The following is a 1,955-nucleotide window of genomic DNA, read 5'->3' as shown; positions in this document are numbered from 1 at the left end:
TTCAAGATCGCCTGCCTCGTACCCGGTCACTACGACGCCGGAATGCACGGCGACGTGACCGTGGCCAAGAAATAATCCGACGCAAGGAGACATGACATGAAATCCATCATCAAATTCGCTACGGCGGCCACACTCGCCGTCGCCCTCGTCTCGGGTGCCTTCGCTGCCGAATTCACCAAGGGCACCGTCAAGAAGGTCGACGCCAAGGCGAAAAAGGTCACGCTGATCCACGAGGAACTCAAATCCCTCGAGATGCCTGCAATGACCATGGTGTTCCGCGTCAAGGACGACGCCATGCTTGATAAACTGAAGGAAGGCGCAAGCATCGAGTTCGTAGCCAAGCGCGTCGAGGGCAAGCTCACCGTCACCGAGGTCAAGTAAGCCAATATCACCAGGGACGCGGCCCTTTGCGTGGTCGTGTCCCACCCACCCTCGTGGTGACCGAGAGAAGCGAGCTTGGTCGACGTCTCCTACCCGCCTCAAGCGACAACCATGGCGTCTTCACTTAGCGCACATTGGGGCACCGCACCGGAAATCCGTTAATCCTATTACGGTTAGTCGCCATCGCTATCCACTACGAAACTGGACTTTCGCAGACCGCCCTCCAGAGGTCGTCCTTCCAGTCTTCCCCTCGCGCGCCCGAAATCCGTACGGGATAGTCGACACCCCTGACCGCGACCGTCTCCGGTGGATTGCATCTGACAAGTGCTCTATGTTTTCCGGGGTCGCTGTAGAGCGCTTCGCCCCGGTCGTTCATTTCGGAGAGTGAGATCAGCACGTCATAATCGTACCCTACTCGTTCAGCGGCTTGATTGCCCACGAGACTCAGGTTCACAACCGTGTTGTCGCCGAAGTGCGCCGTATGAAACACAACAGGCTCCGTTGCTGCCGGGCTGGACAAAAGCAAGACTTCAAGCGCAAGGACTGACGCAACGCTAGCATTCGCCCCTCCCTTGGTTCATGCGAAGGATAGATCATATCATAGCCGTGATCGAGCGTGTCCGTGAATCTTGCAGTCGAACCCGGAGCGAGCCTAGCCGATCCGGGCGACGGCGTCGGAATCGAAATCCAAGCGCGGAATGGTGAGGTTCTCCGGTGGTGGCCCTTTGTGAATGCGGCCTGCGGTATCGTAGTGCGATCCATAACACGGGTAGCACCAGCCTCGGACATCGCCAGCCTGCTCAAGGCGAACGCAACCGACGCAGGGGAAGACGCTGGCGGCCCTGAAAATGGACGATGCGAGGCTGCTACCAGGCGCCAAGTCTCGAGTCATTGACAGGGAGAGATGCCCATGCAGTCACTGGTCGGGGTCGATGGCCAGGCCTGTGACCGAGCCGGCGTCTTTCGAGAGGTTTTCCGCTAGGGCCTGCGTGCCGCGCTGCTTCACGCGGGCTGCACTTTCCATCAACTGTGCGAACGCGCGCTCGCTTATCCTATTCGCATTGTTGAGGATACGGATCATCGGATCGTTGATTACTTCCGGTACAGTCAGCTCGTTCATTGCGGACCTCCAATCCCGAAATCCTACCCATAGATGATGACCACCGTATCACAAATGGCCGCTTTTTTAGCGTTGGGAGGCAAACGAGGAATCATTTCAGGAGAAGCGTTTCCACCAGCAGCGGCATATGCTCCCGTGCAGATCGGCCCGCCCCCAGCAATGTCGCAGAAGCTGCCCCGGTCCAGCCTCCATACCCAGCGAGCCACAGCCGTGGCTGCTTTAAGGAGCGGCCTCGATCAGCCTCCACAGTGCCGTCATCCTTGACGACGCCCAGTTCGCGAAGGTGGCCCAGTGCTGGCCGAAATCCTGTACACCAGACAATGGCATCTGCCCTGGTGGAACTGCCATCCTTCCATATGACCGAGTCGACATCTACCCGCTCGAATGGTCGCACTGCTTTCAACGAACCTCGATCTCGGGCCGCCTTGACCGGTGGAACCATCACGATATCACC

At 58.4% G+C, this 1,955-nt stretch carries 2 protein-coding genes and 3 pseudogenes; 2 read left to right on the top strand and 3 right to left on the bottom strand.

Annotated elements, in window-relative coordinates; genetic code table 11:
• Both ACP7E0_RS34825 and ACP7E0_RS34820 read left to right on the top strand, forming a co-directional pair.
• Positions 1-75 (top strand): annotated as a pseudogene (locus tag ACP7E0_RS34825) (cupredoxin domain-containing protein); the annotation flags it as partial.
• A gap of 21 nt (positions 76-96) precedes the next feature.
• A complete protein-coding gene (locus tag ACP7E0_RS34820; protein WP_426131913.1) occupies positions 97-381 on the top strand; it encodes a copper-binding protein in 285 nt (94 codons plus the stop codon).
• 652 nt (positions 382-1,033) lie between these two features.
• Here ACP7E0_RS34820 and ACP7E0_RS34815 read toward each other — a convergent pair.
• The 3 genes and pseudogenes from ACP7E0_RS34815 to ACP7E0_RS34805 form a co-directional block, all read right to left on the bottom strand.
• A pseudogene (locus ACP7E0_RS34815) lies at positions 1,034-1,201 on the bottom strand (ubiquinol-cytochrome c reductase iron-sulfur subunit); the annotation flags it as partial.
• Positions 1,202-1,297: 96 nt separating this feature from the next.
• Complete coding sequence (locus ACP7E0_RS34810) at positions 1,298-1,501, bottom strand: hypothetical protein (protein WP_426131912.1); 204 nt, start codon at positions 1,499-1,501, stop codon at positions 1,298-1,300.
• 91 nt (positions 1,502-1,592) lie between these two features.
• Positions 1,593-1,955 (bottom strand): annotated as a pseudogene (locus ACP7E0_RS34805) (pyridine nucleotide-disulfide oxidoreductase); the annotation flags it as partial.

The organism is Pararhizobium sp. PWRC1-1 (genome assembly GCF_049897905.1).
Lineage (GTDB): Bacteria > Pseudomonadota > Alphaproteobacteria > Rhizobiales > Rhizobiaceae > Pararhizobium.
The sequence above is the reverse complement of the archived record's forward strand: the minus strand, read 5'-3'. Positions and strand labels throughout refer to the sequence as shown.